Genomic DNA, 15785 nt, shown 5'->3' with positions numbered 1-15785 from the left:
GTGCGTATATCAAGGCGAGTGTCCGTTATGTTTCTTTCTCGTGGTTGCTTTCCGTGGCCGCTCCGCACCTCCGTGTGGATACATCCCGTGGGGATTCTGTCGGAAAGGCACACCAACCGTGACAACACCTGATCTTCGTCGCCGGACTCGATGGGGCCGCATCGCTGCCGCCCTCCTGGTCGCCGCGGGCATTGCGCTTACCGGAGGAGTCGGTGTCGCCTCGGCCGACACGGCAATCTCCTACCACGCCCAGTTCTGTTCAGACGCGAAGGAGGGAAACAACCTTGCCTTTCAGGTCAACGACGGAAAGCCGAGCGACTGGGGCCCCTGGGACGCGCCCGAGGACACTTGGCACGGGGAGTGGATGTCAAACGTCAGGTTCGACACGTGGGTCGATGACATCCGCACGCCTTACGGGATGGGCATGTGGTGTTACACCGTCGTCCGCTCAGACCTCAGTGAGGGCAACTGGATTCGTCTCGCACGTTGGAATCCGGCAGCTAGCACGGCGACGCGTCTCACTGAGGTAGTGAAGGTCGATGGCGTCGTATTCGAGCGCCCTGCTGGAGCTCAGGGGTGGGCGGCGGCTAGCCCGCGGTGCTGCAGCATTGCCTATGAGGTCCTCCGGGCGCCGACCATTCCCACTCTTGTCAGTGCAGGGTTCGCCGACCCGACACCCGTCGTGGTGACCGGCACCGTCGGAACGAGCCTGTCCCGCAGCTTCACTGCCACCGGAACGCCCACCCCTGCCGTGACCGTTGTCGATGCGGCGAAGCTCCCGCCCGGAACTACGTTCGCGAAGGATCCGGTCACGGGTGTCCCGACCCTGACCGGGACGCCGACCACCCCAGGCACATTCGACTTCACACTCACCGCTTCCAATGGGGTCGGAACCCCCACGACCCTCGATGTGACGGCGACTGTTTCTCCGGCTCCTGTCGCTCCGGTGTTTGCGGACACTGCGCCCGTTACGTTGACCGGCACCGTCGGAACGAGTCTGTCTCGCAGCTTCACTGCTATCGGAACACCGATTCCTGCCGTGACCGTTGTCGATGCGGCGAAGCTCCCGCCCGGAACTACGTTCGCGAAGGATCCGGTCACGGGTGTCCCGACCCTGTCCGGGACGCCGATCGCCGCAGGTAGCTACAAGTTCAGGCTGGCTGCCGACAACGGTGTCGGTGCCCCCGTCAACCTCGAAGTAACGGTCACGGTCCGGTCATCCCCGACCGGGTCCCTCGGGTCCCTCGGCTCGATCTTCGGCAGCTGACACTTCTACCAGTCCCGACGTTCCGTCGCTACTACGTGGGCGGGCGGCCTGAGCACAAAGTGAGGGCTAGGCTGCGGACATGACCGCCTGGATCGAAGTGCTCACGGCTCTGACTGCCGGACCCGATCTTCCTCTACGTGGAACGATTCACGGAGTCCGTGCCGAGGGCGTTTCCGAGTCGTTCACCGGCGGATTCGCTTACAGTGGGCAGCCTCCACTGATGGTCGTGCTAGGCCACGGCTGCCGGGTCTGGCGGCACGGCAACAAGATCAGAGTCGAAAACATCGACGGAGAACCGGTCTTCATCAGCGACGGCGTTCGGGCATGGGACTTCACCGGCCGAGCCGACCGGCCACTCGTAGGTTCACCCGACCGCGTTATCTATCTAGGTCCCAACCAATTCCTGCTCCACCGCCGCAGCGCCGCCGAATGGGCCGGAAACGACTTCGCCCAACCCGCTGGGGAAGTCGAAGCCGCCGAATTCGCTGGACGGGATTGTTGGACAGTGCAACTCGCTCCACCGGAAGGCAAGCCGTATCCACTCCGGATCTGGGTCGATGTCGAATCCGGACAGATGCTCGGCTACCGCATCGACGAGGTTGGGGAAGGCTCGCGGTTCGTCGACGTCACCGTCGGCGAAACAATGGATGAGGCGCTGTTCATGTGGGATGGGCCTGCCGTCACACCGGAAGAGCATCAGCAACTGCTTCGAGACGAGCAGCTTGCCGCGCAACGCGAGCAGGTGCAGTGGTTCACGAACAACGTGACCGATGCACAATTGACGGTCCGAGTGCCTGTCGATTTCACCCCGGACAGCATCCGCTCAACGGACTCTGGGGGTTTCGACGCGTCGAACCGTGTAGCGATGCTCTCTCGCCGTCCGCGGAGTGTAGAGGGATGGGAACCGAAATGGGGTGTTCCCCATTACGTTTGGTCGACTCCGTTGTGGGACTGGGCTGCGGGCACGATCCATGCCGACCTGGACGACGCAGCCGCCGACGAACTCCGGCAACGCATTCACCCGGGAGAGCCGGTGGACCGCGCGAAGCGGATAGATCCGCCGGGGCGGGGCGGCAATCGTTCGACGTGACACGAAACCGGCCACCCGGTCAAGCATGAACGAGGTCACGGAGGTTTACTGCTCGGTCGTGATGCTGCGGCGCCAGCCGAACGCCACGGAAGTCAGGACTCGCCGAGCCGGATGACCTGACGGCCGGGTGTCGACGGGATGCGCCTTCCGGAATATGCGCGCTGCTGGGTCTGGGTGCATGGGCCGAGATCGAACGCCCATCCGCCGTGAACGGGTTCGACGTCGACGATGCGGCGGACTTCGGTGATCCAGCCGCCGATGGTCGCGAGGAACGCCGCGCCGACCAGTTCTGGAGCGCCGCGGACGGCCCAGACCTGGCGGATGGCGTCGTCCCGATACTTGCCGTCGAGTCGGCGATGCCATCCGATGTAGCGACCTTCCTCGGGGCTCCACCACGCCGGGCCGACGCGAACCGCGATGCCGTGGACGGAGGTGTCCGCCCACCTGTCGCGTTGGGTGAGGAGGGCGTTCATGGCCTCGTTGGTCGCGGTCAGGTTTGTGCCGTCGAAACTCGCCGGTCCGCCCAGTTCGGCGCGGATCAGTCTTTCTGCCATGGGGCGGGAGATACCGAGTTCTGTTGCGACGGTGGGGATCGTGTGGGTAAGGAGGGGCGACAGATCGACCGGTTCGATTGTCAGTGCGTGCGGTTGGCGTGCCATGTATCCATGCTAGCATTTCACTCGGCAATGTTGATGACCTTTGGGAGGCCCCAGTGAGCACAGCGCAGGTAGTCGAGCACGGAACCGCCATCCTCCTGGACTGGATCAGGACATCGGGACACACGGCCGAGCTGGTGAGACCCAGCCGCCTCGCCATCGACGGAGATGTCGTACGGCTCGCGATCATCTCAACCGCACTGCACGGAAAAGGATTTCGCGTCCAGCGGCCCGAACAGGACGCAGCCATCCACATTCAGGTGTGTGTAGGCGAGGACGACGGAGGATCCTGGCCGGTCACCGAAATCGTCGTCCTCGACGTCGATTACGCTTGGCAGCTACCCGGTATCTGTGGCCGATCAGTCCCGCCGGGCTGCACGGAATACAATTTCGCCACACGAACCCCGGAACTCGACCGACTACTCCAGCCGTTCGTGACGCGCACCCGCCTCGAACTCGGTGATCGCCTCGCCGACCTGCTCTGACAAGGCGACACCCCTGCGCTGTCCACCACGACGCAGGGTGTACTGCAGAGCCGCACCAGGCCACGACAGGAAGGCATCGCGACATGCTGCACGACGACGGCAACATCCGAAGGCTCGTCTTTGCAGACGAATTCGCCGCGTTCGTGCGCACCACCGAGGAAGCACTCCGCGACCTCGACTCGTCCGCCACTTTCGCCCATGAGCAGTGGACGGCGGAGTACATCGACGAGTGTGCCCCGGACTGCAAAACCGATGCAGACGGGTACCGGATCCACACCTCGTGCCGCGTCGGTGAATACATGGTCGGCCCAGCCGCGACACCCAAGCAACTCGACGTCTACGGGCAGGTCCTCAAGCGTCGGACGTGGAGCGCCCGCAACCCGGGGCCGGGTATGCGACGACACCTGCTCGGACTCCTGATTCGCGGACTCGTCGACTACGACGAGTCGGTCGAGATCTTCACGCTCGCTCCACTGGTCACCGGCCGCTGATCCGAGGAGATCTGAGCGGGCGTTCGGCGGCGCGGGTGAGGTCCGGTTCTCCTGGCCTTGTCATCTGTTCGACTGAATTGGCGTGCATTCATCCACTAGTTGGGTGACCGCCGAGCTAGCGTGAGCGTTCCCGAACGGTTGGTAGTGCGCACTCAGGCCGTCCTCGTCCGAGCGAAAGGATCCGACAATGAAGGTCAGTTTCCTGAAAAAGGCTGCAGCAGTGGCGGTGTTGACGTTCTCCGCGGCTCTTGTCAATGTGCCGTCGGCATCGGCAGTCACCTGTTACGGGGACTACTGTTCGGGCGTCGACCCTCTGTCGTCGGGGTGCTCCGGCGATGCCAAAACAATAGCCAGCGCATACGTGTACGGGAGTGGTGGAACCGCGCAGGTCAACCTCCGGTGGTCGCCGACGTGCAAAACCAACTGGGCGCAAGCAAATTTTGTGACCAGCAGTATCAAGGCAGTGCAGTACGGCGGTTACCCCCAGGAGTACAGCAACAACAACGGCACCAATTCGTGGTCGAAGATGATCTACTCGCCGAGCCTTTGTGTGAAGGCATCGATATGGGGCGGTTGGGGTGTCACGGACACAGTGTGTTTGTGAGACCTGACGAGGCCGGTGACTCCGAATTTCGTCGAGGGACGTAGCCCTAGATCTCCGATCCGATATCGAGTGTGCCCCGCCGGATGATCAAGCGGGGCACAGTAGTGAGGACACTAGATACTCAGAAGAACACGCATGTTGAGTTCTCGGCACTCCCGCATCAGTAATGAGAGATCACGTTCGAACGATGCAAGTAGCTCGGCGCCATCGGGAGCAGATTTCAACTCGCTCTCCACAGCAGGGAGGTCGTGGACGACCAGAAGTAGTTGGGCCAGTTCGCTGTCGGCGTTTGCAGTCTTGCGGGAGCGTGCCTCCTCGACGGCCTTCGCTGCGAGCGCAACGTGTTCGGCAGCTGTTTCCGACACTTCTGCAACGCCGGTGTCGCGGTTGAGCCGATCAGCGATTTCGCCGCGTACACCTACGGCATAGACGATCGATCCGGAACTGTGGGCATGGTCGATAAGGTTCTCGATGTTAGCGGTCTTCTTTGCACCTTCGGCGAGGTGAATTCTGTGCGGTGAGGACTCCATACCTCGCGACATTACTCGAGTCTGCAATGAAAATGCCGGGCGACAGTGTGAATGAGAATCCACTGATGTGTCGTGCCCCGAACCGGCTATCAGTTCGGGGCACGACGTCAGGGCGAGGTGTGAGCTACGAGATCGATCAGTCCTCCGTGAACCGGGGCCTCAATGACGGAATGCGTCGGCCGCGCCGAGATATGACGGATGAAGCGGATCGTACTGCTCCATGTCAGGGTCGGGGGTGCCGTCGGGTCGATCGAGCGCGACTGTCGGGCAGGCGTACAAAGCGCTGAGGGGCTGCCCATAATGGGGGCCGTCGACTTGGAACCAGAGTCGGGGGTACAGCGAGGGGACCTTGTTGCTGACTTCGTGCGCGTTGTGCGTGACGTCAGCGTCCCCACCCGGAGCGCGCTTGGCATCGCCGGGGGTATAGCCGATGAACGTCTGGATCTCCACGATCCGGCTGCCGCCGTCCTCACCGGTGAACGCCACCAAACCCCTGCCGCGAGCGTGGCTTCCGAAGGACTCGATGATTCGGCGTGCTGTCGCGCGATGAGGATAGGGGAATGCGGTGCACGCCGCCGCGTTGTCCGAGGGGCCGAGCGCGACACGTGTGCTGAGATTTTCGAGCAAGGGCGCCGGGATAGCGCGCGGAGAAGGGTCCTGAGTAGCCACGATCACGTGCACCCTGAATTCGCGGCCGATGCGTGCAATGAGCTGAACATCCGAATCGAACTCGTGGAAATCGGTGCCGTATACGTCCCGGATGCTCGCGCGTATCGTGGCGTACTCGTCGAGCAGCAGCAACAGTGGCGGGCATGGGAACGGACCGCGTTCTCCCGCCTGCCTGCGTGCCCAGGCATCTGCCTGACGGCCGCGCAGTTCGTCGGCCACCATCCTCACCATGCGCATGTGGTCGGCAGTGCGCTGCGAGATCGCCACGATACCGGGCTGCCGATGCAGACCCTCGTAGTCGGTGCCTTTGCCGTCGCAGAGGAAGAGCATCCACCCAGCGGACCGGCACGACTCGATCACCGTACGGGTGAGGACAGACTTGCCGGATCCGGTCACGCCGAAGAACAGTGCGTGCGGGTTCTTGGCCAGGTCGACCCCGACGATGTCACCGGATTCGTCGATCCCGAGCTGCATGCGGAAGGTGGGGTACATCTCGCTCGCTTCGTCGACGCTTGTCGGTATCCGCGTCGGGCTCGGCAGTGTGGCGAAGGTCGGGAATCGAGGGGCGACCGGTTCGGGCGCCTGTGCGGCGATCTGCTTCTGCGCGGTGACGTACTTTTCGCCGGTCGCCTGCGCGCGGGCGCGGGCCTTCTTCTTCATTGCGGTGTTGTCTCGCATGACTTTTGGTCCTCCATGTGTCAGTGGTGCATCCGGTTCCGTGCCCACCTGGATGCGCTGCACATACAGGGGTTGTTTCTCACGCGAGTCCGAGACCCTTGCCCTCCAAAGAATCGTCCGGCACGGGAACGGATTCAACGGGGAACGGCTCGCGTGGTGAGCCGTATACCGATGAAACTATCTGGCGCGCAGCAACTCCGCAACACCACCTTGCGGGATGGGCCGTGTCGCAGTCGATCTGGGTCAGGAAACGACAACGCGCCCCGAACCTGTTCGGTTCGGGGCGCGCGCTGGGCCAGTTGGATCAGTGTGCGTCGAGGGCGTCGAGCAGCATCGGACGAGACTTGGCCAACTCGTCCTGCCAGTAACCCCAACTGTGCGTACCGGCGGCAGGGAAACTGAACTGCGCGGGAATGCCGAGAGTGTCGAGGCGGATCTGGAAGGCGCGGGTCTGAGCGAGGGACAGTGCCTCCAGCGCCATGGCGCTGGCGTTGTTGACGTGTCCGACTATGCCCTTGGGCTGGTCGTGCTGTCCCGGAAGGCCGCTCGCGGCGGAGACGTAGATCGGCAGTCCCTTGAGGGTGGGTGCGAACACGAACGGATCGTTTCGCAGCCAACCGTTGCCCCACGGCGGACCCCACATCGCGTCGACGTTGAAGCGGCCCGCGTCGAGCATCGCGACTCGGATGGCTTCACGCATCGCCGGGGCGGACAGGTTCAGATACCCGGAATACGCTGCTGCGGCTTTGAACTGGTCGCGGTGATGCGCTGCCAGGGACAGGGCGGCGCTACCGCCCATGGAAAGTCCGAGGACCGCGTTGTTGGTGCGGGAGACACCGCGCGTCGCGAGGTAATCGGGGAGGTCCTCGGTGAGGAACGTTTCCCACTTGTACGTCACGCCTTGGCGGTTGAAGTTCGACGGTGCGAGCCAGTCGGTGTAGAAGCTCGACTCACCGCCGACCGGCATGACCAAAGTGACGTCGTCGTCGGCGAACTGGCGCGCGGCGTCGGTTTCGAGGGTCCAACCGTTGACGTCGTCGCGGGCGCGGAGGCCGTCGAGCAAATACAACGCTGCGTCGCCGCCGCGCGCTGCCCACTGGATCTGAACCTTCACCGGCCCCATCTCGGAGGGAACGAAGACCTCTTCGTATCCTCCGGCGGGCGCCCGATGGTTCGCCGGTGCGGCTGTCGCGGTACCGGCAGCGCCGAACGCGATCGCTCCGGCTAGAACGGTGGCACCGATGCGCATGGCGGTTCGCCGCATGCGGTGCGTGGTGTGTTTGTGCACAGTGATTCCTTTACCTGTCGGTCAGCAGTTGCTGGTCGGAGTGACGCCTGCGAAGCGGTCAGTGAGGAACGAGATGGCGCCGGGAAGACCAACCACGGCCGCGGAGAGGTGGTCCGGACTCCACACCGATTCGGACTGGACCGGGACACCGGCATCGCAGTAGCGGTGCATGGTGGAGGTGATCGCGTCGACGGGGATCAGGACGTCGTCGTTGGCGTGCCATTCGTAGATAGGTGCGTTCGGAACGGAGGGCAGCGCTTCGACGCTGTTGTCGGCGAAGACGGCCTGGATCGACGGGTCGTCGAGCAGGGCGGTTCCGTTGATGGTGTCTGCGACGGCGGCGATGCTGCGGCCCGCGCCGCCCGCGATGATGTCGTTGGTGCAGGAGTTGGCGATCGAATCGCGCAGGGCGACACCCTCGGGATTGAGGTGTTCACTGACGGGCATCTGCTGCGGGTACTCACGTTCGAGTCCCATTGCTGCGGCCATCGCCAACCCGAACACCGGGTGCGGTGCATCGCCGAGGCCCTTCGCCATTTTGCCGATGTTCAGCGGAGCGCCACCGAAGGCGCTGCCAGCGAGCTCGAGTTCCGGCGCGTACGTCGGTGCGAGCGCCGCGGCCATTGCAGTTGCCATGCCGCCGCCGGAGTAACCGGCCAACCCGACAGGGCTGTCGGTCAGGGCCAGCGGCGTGTGGTTCTTGACAGCGCGGATCCCGTCGAGGGTGATCTGCCCACCCAGTCGAGCTGCTCCGTACGCGCTGGTCGGCCCCAGGTGATCGGGAATGGCGACGGACCAGCCCTGCTGCAGTGCGCCGTTGAGGGCGGGTGCTTCACGGATCATCAGGTTCGGGTCCGCGGTGTACAGAGCTTGTGACGGCGCGCACTGCAACCCGAGGGCGTTGACGATGTGCTGGAACGAGAGCACTGGGCGAGCGGGTGCGGCGCCGGTGGGGGAGAGAACCGTGGTCACTGCGGCGATGGGAGCGCCCTGTGAGTTCGTGGACCGAAACTTCAGCTGGACGGCGGTGGTGTCGAAGAACAACGCCGGTGGCGGGACGGAGCGGACGGCCAGTACTTCGCCGGGCGCCTTGTCGGCCAGGTCTGCCGGGGCGTTGTAGAAGCCGTCGGTCAATGCTGCCGGGTACACGATCGGTACCGCGCTGGCCGTCGGCGCGGTGACCGTGGCAACGGTGGCGGCGGTTGCCGCTGCGGCGAGGACAGCACCGATCCTTCGGGCGTGTGGTCGGGCAGTACGGGGGCGCATGTGTCGCCTTTCATCGGGGGCTGCATCGACTGCTCCGAGCACGCGCGCGTGTTGCGGGCGAGATGCTATGGGTAGTCGAATGGGAAGACGCACTGGTGTGGGCATTCCTCAGGTTCGTGAAATAACCTTAACAACTATCGGATTCGTCTTGTCTGGGTCTGCAGGGCGCCCGTATTCCCTGATCGCCTGATCATTGCTGGCAAATATTTTGTTACGCCAGAGAGGGGGATGGATCACAGTCGCCGTCTGCGGAATCGCTGACCACCTGAAGGTGATTTCCACCAGCGCTCGAGAATATGTGCACCTCAGAGGTGGAAGTGCCTTGTCGCCGTGGCGATGAGCAGGATAAGGGAATTGCACGGGGGAACGCTGCAGTGAACGCCGATGCTCTCGCGTGAACACGACCTGACACGACGACGGCGATCTGAGTTAGCTTGTTGTCAAGCAATTTCCAGCACCCGGCCGCGTCATGCGGCACGGCGACGACGATCCAATTCCACTACACACGAGGAGCTCCAATGGCGATGGCAGCGAGCAGCAACGTCGGACCGTGGGCGGTGTCCGTCGACTGGCAGAATGCGCACGTCGAAGACACCCGCAACGATGAAGTGTTCACGGCATCGGTCACACGAGCGGCAGAGGGGTACGAACTCGGTGACGTGTGGACGAACGGCCTTGCCGACTGCACCGCCGACATACCCGCGAAGGTGAAGTCGAAGGCCCGCGCCCTGGTCGCGACACTCGGATGAGCCCGCGCACGTGGAGGGGAAGGCACACCGACAGACAGGGGCGAACGTGATTTCCCACAACAACCAAACCCCCCTCGAAGTCGGCGCCCGCGTGCGGCACCGTGGCCAGCAGTACCCGGAAGCTATCGCGCGAGGGACCGCGACCATCGTCGAGGTCGTCAAACAGCACGCCGTGGACGGCACCTGGGAATACCTCGTCAGAACCGACGCCGGTGAGATCAAGTCCTGGAACATCGTCGACACCCCGATCAGCTGAGTAGAACCAGGCCCGAGTCCCGCAGCTGTCCAGTGCATTCCAAAGAGGCGCGGCAGGGGGCCTGCACTACGTGGCATCCATCCCGTCCGTCACCGAGCTGCCGCCAGCCTGCTCCGACTTCACCCGCGTGGAATACAGCGGCGAGTGGACCGAAGTCAGGCGGCACATCGAAGACCAGGGTGAACTCGGATCCCTCGACCCGACCCCCCGCGATCAATAGTCAATCGAGAAACCCACCCGCAGAACGAAACACCCACCAGGGAAGAAACTGTGACCGAACAAGCCGACGAACAGATGGCCCACAACACCGACAGATCCGGCGCCGGAACCGTGCCGGTCATCGGATACCCACAACCCGGGGACGAACACAACTGGCACGTCGCAACCGCCGACGAGATCGACGCCTACACCACCTACTGGAACAGCCAGCCAGATTAGCTGCGCACACAATCACGCGAAAGTCGGTGAGACCGCACCCGTACCCCGGGCACGGGCAAGCGTCACGAGACATGAGGATCGTCCGTGCCGCAGCAACTTTCGCACCCGACCATAGGTGACTGAAGTGTCATATCGTCAGGGATGCTCGTGAGCGGCGCACGCCCACGCACACGTAAAGCGAAAGAGCACAGAACATGCCGAATTCAGTCCAGCCGCCGACGCCGTCTGACAGTGAACTCGCCGACTACGACCCTGATACCTGCGACGCGCCGGACTGCGAGAACTCCCTCGACGACGGAGAAGGGTACGACGGGTACTGCGGCTCCCATGCCGACCAACGCGAAACCTCAGGCGCACAGAGCGCGTAGTCAACTCAGCCCCGCCCACCACCTCGGCGAAGGTGCCACGTATCCAACGCAGCACAACGAAACCGCACAGAACTTCGCCGCGCTGACCAACACACAGATCGACACACAGATCGAGACTGGCAGGAGAAAGTCCATGGCATTCGAAGTACCGAAATTGACCGACCGCCAACAAGAGGTCATCAGCCACTGGCAGTCCTTCAACGTGCCAGGTCAATGGCTGATCGGACAGCCCGACAAAGACGGTGTCGTCGAAGCAATCATGAAGGGCGAGAACATCGAATGGTCATTGACCATCGAACCGTTCGGCGAGTCCGCCGAATCCTCCCGTGAACCCGGCGGCACGTGGGTGGACGGAATCACCGTATAGCGGCCGACCTGAGTGTTCGTAGCCACCTGGGTGCCCGGGATCGCCCGGAATCAGCCACAGTGACACAGCGATACAGCGAATCCGGTGAACGGCGCCACCATCGCGAAACGACAACGCCCACTGCGGCGTACAGCACCGACGACGCGCATCGACAAGAATCAACAGGAGACCCGACATGGCATTCGACATATCAGCGCTCAATCCCAAGCAACAGGAAGTCGTCGCCTTCTGGCAGGGGTACAACGTGCCCGGGGAGTGGAGACTCGGAGCAACCGACGAACGCGGCGCGACTGAAGTATTCATGAAGGGCGACGGCTTCGAATGGTCAATCTTGATCGAACCGAACGGTGAGATGGCCACCCAAGAACGCCGAGACGGCGGGGAATGGGAAACCGGCATCGAGATCTGACGACAGCCCCTGTTGCTGAACCGGTCGCGAGGATTCCACAGCACCGCAACCGAAGAATCGTCTCACCATTCCTTGACCTGATACCGAGGAGCACCCCCACTATGTCCGATCTCTTCGCCACCGACCCCACCGGCCGACGTCACGCCCAGCAGAACGGCAACCCGTCGAACCCAGCGTCGCTGCAATTCCTGTTCGACGACTGGTATTACGGCAACAAGAACGTCGGTCCTGATCAGCTGGCAGCACTGTGCAACCTTCCCACCGAAACCATCCAGGCAGCACTCGACAAAGCCTTCGAACAGGTCGAGGACGAAGTGTGGAAGGTGCTCAACGGGATCCGCGAGAACGCCACCTCAGCGCTCCTCGCAGAGGTCGGCGATCACTGATCCTCCGTCCTGACACTAGGACGCAGACGCATGCGTGCGTCAGTCCCGCAGCATTCAGGGTCGTATCCCACAGAAGGAAGGAACCGAATGAAGTTCTACGCCACTATGGACGGCATCCAATTTCAAGTCTTTAATGTCCGTAAACCCAACGGGCGCAGTCACAAAATTGACGGCGACGCAGGCGACGGTGAATCCGTCACCTCCTGTGGACTGGAACTGACAGAGGAGTTCACCGCCGCAGGGAACGGCATCACATGCACGGCATGCGGTGAGGCAATCAGGAAGTCTATGGCAGCAGTCGACGCGGCGAAGTAAGCATCGCCGTCGCGCGGCGCAATCCGACACAGCGAAGCCAAACGGCACTACCATTTCCGGTAGTCGTTGGGATACAACACAATTGCGGCCAATGCATCAGCGTGCCGGGACACTACCGTTCTCGGCAACTCACAGACCGACCCGGCACGCGGGCGGTCCTCGACGCGTCAACAAAGGGGAAAGAACATGAGCAACACCAGGACATTCACAGTCAACGGCGTCAAGGGAGACGGTGGCGCATCGACCACCTTGTACGACGCCACCTGCGACGGAACCGGCATCGTCATCGCCGCACTGACCGGCCAGTTCAAGACCGGGGAGACCTACACATCGATCCTCACCGAAACGCCCCACCAGTACAACGGTGTGGGCGTCGACTTCCTCGCGGCGCCCAGCTTCTAGCTGCCGGGGACTGAATCAGCGCATCTCCCGTACTCGGAGCGGGATGGGCCGGTCACATCGCTCTGCGATGCGACCGGCCCGCACTTCGTTGTAACCGCAACGTGATCCGTGGCATCATCGCCGCCGGTTGCGCGCCGAAACCGCTGTCCCGCTGTAGGATCCGAGAATGGACAAGCAACAGGCATTGCGCGAACTGCAGGCATGGCTCGAGCAGTTGGACCGAGAATTCCAAACCTCTGGCGGGCCGGTCGATCGGACTAACTTGGTGGCCGCGAGAGAGTACGCACTCCTGACTCGCGCAGCGTTGGACGCCGGTGCCACCGAGCACGACATCGACGCGATCTTCGACCGACTCAAAGCCAAGAACATCGCCCAGGCACTGACCACCAGCTGACCGAGGATCGGCCGATGACCAACCACGACAACCGGATCCAACTTCCCATCGGGACACGAATCTTCAGCAAAGGCGAACGCTACCCCGAAGCGCGGTGGGAAGGGACCGCGACCATCACCGAAGTCGTCCGTCAGTGCACGGACGACACCTGGGAATACCGAGTCCGCGACGACAACGGCGACACCCGCGTGGTCAACATCGTGGGCATTCCCGTCAGCGAGGAGACACGAAAGTTCTTCGACGACTACGCCCGCGGGGTGCTCGACTAAAATCTGAAATCGGCTGCGTTCGGCACTGTCCGACCTCCCCGCGGCCAGCGCACTCGAAGTGCGGCCTCCACTGCATCATGGGTGTGGAGGCGAATTTTTGTTGCCCACATGGTTAGTGCGTGTCCCCGGCCGGATCGGTGCGGCGTGCGGGCACGCCGTGTTGCCGATCGCCGTGTCCACAACCGGTGAACCAAGCGCCGTGGGGGGCCTGCCGTCTCAGTGAAAGTGGGATTGACACCGCGACGGAAGTAGGAGTTGCCTGAATCTGCGGGGTGCGTTGTAGCCGTGCAGGTTTGGGCGAGCGATCAGGGCGCCGCGCACGCTAGGTTCACGCTCGAATCGGCTGCGACTCCCTCAACAGTCAAAGGTGAGCGCAGCCACGACCAACGAGTGGGGATGCGCGCGATGAAAGCCATGTACAACCGTGAGACCAAGAACCTATGGATCCAACACGACGACGGGTCAGTTGACGAGCTGGGCACCGCAGCAACCAAGCTGATCGCGTACGACAAGGTCGCCGAAGCCGGATACGCACGCAGCACCGACTGGCGACTATGCGGGGATGGAATGCCATTTCGGGAGATGGTGATTACGCCCAAACCTACTCAGTGACCGACAGGTGTCTCGTTGACCACGTGCCGCGTGAGCGGCGCGGCGACGTGGAACGATGACGACGAGCGCCGTCACCTACGCCACAATTCAGTGATAAACGGATAGGAGTGCAGGATGCATTACGACCACCAAGCGATCATGGACGCGGGCGAGGACATCGGGGAGGGCTGGAAAAAGGCAGTCATCACGCTCGCGGAGGGCGACTCGGCCTACTCGGGCGTCTCCTCGAAGTGGGACTACTCGGGCCCAGGCGTCGTGGTGTACCGAATGCACCCGTCCGGCTGGGAGATCTCACCATCTGACGAGGTCGGACGGCGCTACCTCTGACTGCGCCGCTGATAGACAGTCGACGAACCTCTTCCCACACGCGCCCAGCACAAGAATCGAGCACCACCCAAAGCTGTTTCGGGTGGTGCTCGATTCGCTTGTCTGAGAGCCTATTTGCTGTCGGCCGTCATGTGTAGTGGACTTCTTCGGGATGTTTGACCGTCCGGATGCTCTCCACTGCAGTCATGTCAGTTCCCCTCGATCGTGACGGCCTGATCTGGCCAGAGCCGGACCGTGTAGTTGGCTCCGTCCCGGCTCACAAGCATGTTGATCGTGTCCCGCTCGACGTCGTAGGTGTCGGCCCCGTCGTGATGGGCTTTGTGCGGTCTGTCGAGGGTGATGACGGTGAACGTGTGCCCACCGAGCCACTCTGCTGGCGGCGTGAAGACGTCGCCGACCACGAGATCTTCCGCGTTTTTGATGATCGACATGCGATTTACCCCCTGCTGGATGCGTCGCCGATGCCGCGGTCCAGCATTTTTTGGATGAGATCGGCTGGGGTCGTGGCGGAGTAGTGAGGGACGCCGGGATACCTGTTCTTGACGTAATTGAGGGCCGCGCGAATATTCTCGTCGCTACCTGGCCACCGCTTGGCACCGCCAGCGCTTTCGGTGAAGTCGCGGAACGAGGACGGGATCACTGTGGCCGACGATGTCGATTCGAAGACAGGTTCGGGTGCACGCTCCGTGTCGACCGGGATTCGCACGCGTCCTTGAGTGCGGAGGGTCTCGAGGAACCATTTGAGTATGTCTTCCCCGCGTCGAGGGTCCAGAGAGCTGATGACCAGTTCCTGGACAAGGCCTGTGTGCGGGAGTTCCTCGGCGTCGACCGGACTGGTGCCCGATTCCCCGAGCCGTTCAGGAACGCTCGTGTGGATCGACTCTGTGGTGCGAAGGGTGTCGCTGAGGTACTCCCATCGGCTCGTGTAGACGGTGACGGTCGAAGGAACGGGTGGTGTGTCGAGTTCAAGGGTGTGCTTTCGGAACTCGCTGCTTACGTTGCTGATTCGGTTTGCGGTCTCGACATACCGATCGGCGGCGCCTTCCGTGGTGTAGACGCCGACGACACCGGCTCCTGGAAGCCCTGCATTGAGGTATTGCTGGCTGTCGTCAGGGTCGCATTCGTTGACGACCACGTACACGTCCGGAGAGGGAAACGTGTCACCGCCGCCGAGGTACCCGGCGCTCGCAAGGGCGGCAGAGAGGACGGCACTGTGCGGGATCTCGAGCACATCGGAGATCTTTCGCAGGGTCGCTGGTTGCGGGAGGCTCGTGTCCCACCGCGCCAGCGTCGAGCGGCTCACCCCGACCATTTCGCTGAACTCGGACTTGCCGAGGCCGCGTGCAGTCAGGGCCTTCTCGATCACGGTTGTGAGGTTGTCCATCGTTGCTCCTCGGCTTGTCGCGGACGTGTGGCTGATTCGCGGGTTCCTTCCGCATGGGCACTCGCAATGAATGTAACGCAATTCG

The 15785-nt window shown here is 62.8% G+C and carries 26 protein-coding genes; 19 read left to right on the top strand and 7 right to left on the bottom strand.

Translation table 11 applies throughout. The annotated features are described in order from the left end of the window. Window positions 1-118 precede the first annotated feature (118 nt). Entirely contained in the window at window positions 119-1267 is a 1149-nt protein-coding gene (locus G4D79_RS31125) for a hypothetical protein (protein ID WP_118605397.1), read from the top strand. Between the two features lie 79 nt (window positions 1268-1346). After that, window positions 1347-2357 (top strand): hypothetical protein, encoded by a 1011-nt coding sequence (locus G4D79_RS31120; protein WP_181991991.1) that lies wholly within the window; start codon window positions 1347-1349, stop codon window positions 2355-2357. Between the two features lie 92 nt (window positions 2358-2449). On the opposite strand, the gene G4D79_RS31115 is transcribed toward G4D79_RS31120, so the two are convergent. Further along, window positions 2450-3016: a hypothetical protein gene (locus G4D79_RS31115; protein ID WP_118605402.1), complete on the bottom strand. Its 567-nt coding sequence runs from the start codon at window positions 3014-3016 to the stop codon at window positions 2450-2452. A gap of 53 nt (window positions 3017-3069) precedes the next feature. Here G4D79_RS31115 and G4D79_RS31110 point away from each other — a divergent pair, with 53 nt between their 5' ends. The 3 genes from G4D79_RS31110 (at window position 3070) to G4D79_RS31100 (ending at window position 4593) form a co-directional block, all read left to right on the top strand. Next, complete coding sequence (locus G4D79_RS31110; RefSeq protein WP_118605405.1) at window positions 3070-3498, top strand: hypothetical protein; 429 nt, start codon at window positions 3070-3072, stop codon at window positions 3496-3498. Window positions 3499-3581: 83 nt separating this feature from the next. Next, a complete protein-coding gene (locus tag G4D79_RS31105; RefSeq protein ID WP_118605408.1) occupies window positions 3582-3989 on the top strand; it encodes a hypothetical protein in 408 nt (135 codons plus the stop codon). Between the two features lie 187 nt (window positions 3990-4176). After that, the gene (locus G4D79_RS31100) at window positions 4177-4593 is read left to right on the top strand and encodes a DUF2690 domain-containing protein (RefSeq protein ID WP_118605411.1); all 417 of its coding nucleotides are present in this window, start codon (window positions 4177-4179) and stop codon (window positions 4591-4593) included. Window positions 4594-4706: 113 nt separating this feature from the next. Here G4D79_RS31100 and G4D79_RS31095 read toward each other — a convergent pair whose 3' ends face one another. The 4 genes from G4D79_RS31095 to G4D79_RS31080 all read right to left on the bottom strand — a co-directional run bounded on the left by G4D79_RS31095 (window position 4707) and on the right by G4D79_RS31080 (window position 9024). Then, window positions 4707-5135 carry a hypothetical protein gene (locus G4D79_RS31095; RefSeq protein WP_147343806.1) on the bottom strand — a complete coding sequence of 143 codons (429 nt, stop codon included), beginning with the start codon at window positions 5133-5135 and terminating at the stop codon, window positions 4707-4709. A gap of 147 nt (window positions 5136-5282) precedes the next feature. Continuing rightward, window positions 5283-6470: an FtsK/SpoIIIE domain-containing protein gene (locus G4D79_RS31090; RefSeq protein ID WP_118605418.1), complete on the bottom strand. Its 1188-nt coding sequence runs from the start codon at window positions 6468-6470 to the stop codon at window positions 5283-5285. Between the two features lie 304 nt (window positions 6471-6774). Then, window positions 6775-7734 carry an alpha/beta hydrolase family protein gene (locus G4D79_RS31085; protein WP_118605523.1) on the bottom strand — a complete coding sequence of 320 codons (960 nt, stop codon included), beginning with the start codon at window positions 7732-7734 and terminating at the stop codon, window positions 6775-6777. Window positions 7735-7779: 45 nt separating this feature from the next. Then, the gene (locus G4D79_RS31080) at window positions 7780-9024 is read right to left on the bottom strand and encodes a lipase family protein (RefSeq protein WP_118605526.1); all 1245 of its coding nucleotides are present in this window, start codon (window positions 9022-9024) and stop codon (window positions 7780-7782) included. 524 nt (window positions 9025-9548) lie between these two features. Here G4D79_RS31080 and G4D79_RS31075 point away from each other — a divergent pair. The 14 genes from G4D79_RS31075 to G4D79_RS31010 all read left to right on the top strand — a co-directional run bounded on the left by G4D79_RS31075 (window position 9549) and on the right by G4D79_RS31010 (window position 14316). Further along, entirely contained in the window at window positions 9549-9773 is a 225-nt protein-coding gene (locus G4D79_RS31075; RefSeq protein ID WP_147343807.1) for a hypothetical protein, read from the top strand. A 46-nt stretch (window positions 9774-9819) separates the two neighbouring features. Continuing rightward, on the top strand, window positions 9820-10029 hold the full coding sequence (locus tag G4D79_RS31070; protein ID WP_118605424.1) for a hypothetical protein: 210 nt from the start codon (window positions 9820-9822) through the stop codon (window positions 10027-10029). Window positions 10030-10099: 70 nt separating this feature from the next. Beyond that, a complete protein-coding gene (locus G4D79_RS31065; RefSeq protein WP_181991992.1) occupies window positions 10100-10249 on the top strand; it encodes a hypothetical protein in 150 nt (49 codons plus the stop codon). 50 nt (window positions 10250-10299) lie between these two features. Further along, window positions 10300-10467: a hypothetical protein gene (locus G4D79_RS31060; protein ID WP_157920647.1), complete on the top strand. Its 168-nt coding sequence runs from the start codon at window positions 10300-10302 to the stop codon at window positions 10465-10467. A gap of 194 nt (window positions 10468-10661) precedes the next feature. Beyond that, the gene (locus tag G4D79_RS31055) at window positions 10662-10835 is read left to right on the top strand and encodes a hypothetical protein (RefSeq protein ID WP_181991993.1); all 174 of its coding nucleotides are present in this window, start codon (window positions 10662-10664) and stop codon (window positions 10833-10835) included. Window positions 10836-10968: 133 nt separating this feature from the next. Continuing rightward, a complete protein-coding gene (locus G4D79_RS31050; RefSeq protein WP_147343808.1) occupies window positions 10969-11202 on the top strand; it encodes a hypothetical protein in 234 nt (77 codons plus the stop codon). Between the two features lie 175 nt (window positions 11203-11377). Continuing rightward, the gene (locus tag G4D79_RS31045) at window positions 11378-11611 is read left to right on the top strand and encodes a hypothetical protein (RefSeq protein WP_097388318.1); all 234 of its coding nucleotides are present in this window, start codon (window positions 11378-11380) and stop codon (window positions 11609-11611) included. Window positions 11612-11712: 101 nt separating this feature from the next. Beyond that, window positions 11713-11997 (top strand): hypothetical protein, encoded by a 285-nt coding sequence (locus tag G4D79_RS31040; RefSeq protein ID WP_118605430.1) that lies wholly within the window; start codon window positions 11713-11715, stop codon window positions 11995-11997. 87 nt (window positions 11998-12084) lie between these two features. Next, window positions 12085-12312 carry a hypothetical protein gene (locus tag G4D79_RS31035; RefSeq protein ID WP_118605433.1) on the top strand — a complete coding sequence of 76 codons (228 nt, stop codon included), beginning with the start codon at window positions 12085-12087 and terminating at the stop codon, window positions 12310-12312. A 186-nt stretch (window positions 12313-12498) separates the two neighbouring features. Next, on the top strand, window positions 12499-12714 hold the full coding sequence (locus G4D79_RS31030) for a hypothetical protein (protein ID WP_118605436.1): 216 nt from the start codon (window positions 12499-12501) through the stop codon (window positions 12712-12714). Window positions 12715-12880: 166 nt separating this feature from the next. Next, window positions 12881-13108 (top strand): hypothetical protein, encoded by a 228-nt coding sequence (locus tag G4D79_RS31025; RefSeq protein WP_118605439.1) that lies wholly within the window; start codon window positions 12881-12883, stop codon window positions 13106-13108. A gap of 14 nt (window positions 13109-13122) precedes the next feature. Next, entirely contained in the window at window positions 13123-13377 is a 255-nt protein-coding gene (locus G4D79_RS31020; protein ID WP_118605442.1) for a hypothetical protein, read from the top strand. A gap of 396 nt (window positions 13378-13773) precedes the next feature. After that, the gene (locus tag G4D79_RS31015; protein ID WP_147343809.1) at window positions 13774-13989 is read left to right on the top strand and encodes a hypothetical protein; all 216 of its coding nucleotides are present in this window, start codon (window positions 13774-13776) and stop codon (window positions 13987-13989) included. A 114-nt stretch (window positions 13990-14103) separates the two neighbouring features. Then, a complete protein-coding gene (locus tag G4D79_RS31010; RefSeq protein ID WP_118605448.1) occupies window positions 14104-14316 on the top strand; it encodes a hypothetical protein in 213 nt (70 codons plus the stop codon). A gap of 188 nt (window positions 14317-14504) precedes the next feature. Here the strand turns inward: G4D79_RS31010 and G4D79_RS31005 are convergent, their stop codons facing one another. Together G4D79_RS31005 and G4D79_RS31000 are read right to left on the bottom strand one after the other, a co-directional pair. Beyond that, window positions 14505-14747, bottom strand: a complete 243-nt coding sequence (locus G4D79_RS31005) for a hypothetical protein (RefSeq protein ID WP_118605451.1) — start codon at window positions 14745-14747, stop codon at window positions 14505-14507. A gap of 5 nt (window positions 14748-14752) precedes the next feature. Beyond that, on the bottom strand, window positions 14753-15700 hold the full coding sequence (locus G4D79_RS31000) for a helix-turn-helix transcriptional regulator (protein ID WP_118605454.1): 948 nt from the start codon (window positions 15698-15700) through the stop codon (window positions 14753-14755). Between the last annotated feature and the right edge of the window lie 85 nt (window positions 15701-15785).

The sequence above is a fragment of the Rhodococcus sp. WY5 genome, assembly GCF_018588185.1.
Lineage (GTDB): Bacteria > Actinomycetota > Actinomycetes > Mycobacteriales > Mycobacteriaceae > Rhodococcus_F > Rhodococcus_F qingshengii.
This window is presented reverse-complemented; position numbering and strand designations above follow the sequence as displayed.